At 46.7% G+C, this 379-nt stretch carries 1 protein-coding gene; it reads right to left on the bottom strand.

The window, feature by feature from the left end; translation table 11 throughout:
- Nucleotides 1-379 (bottom strand): DUF7507 domain-containing protein (locus KWG70_RS17725; protein ID WP_230937374.1); only part of this gene is annotated, 379 nt, incomplete at both ends.

Here is a 379-nt window from a genome sequence, read left to right as displayed (position 1 = left end):
GTGTGATGGTATATGTGGCTGTGTATACTATCGTTCCTGCGCCTACGGCTAAATCCTCTAAATCGGCCTCTAGGTCTAAGTCGGCACCTCCACTCTGATAAACTGGTGTTGGTAAAGTCCCTGTTCCGGTAAAGTCGGCAGCATTCTCCACTACACTTACATCAAATAAGGTCACATCACCTGTGTTGCTTACGGTGTAGGTATAGGTAATCACATCGCCTACACTAACAACACCATCCGCACCTAAGTCTAAACTGCTCTCTTTGATGATGCTCATCGATGGATTCTGTGGAATCACTGTATCGGTTGGATCATCTGGCTCGCCATCTCCATTGTTATCCGTATCGGTTGGATCCGTTGGATCATCACTATCATCGGT

This window comes from Psychroserpens luteolus (genome assembly GCF_021032705.1).
GTDB lineage: Bacteria > Bacteroidota > Bacteroidia > Flavobacteriales > Flavobacteriaceae > Psychroserpens > Psychroserpens luteolus.
Note: the sequence above shows the minus strand (reverse complement) of the source record. Positions and strands in the feature narration are given on the sequence as shown.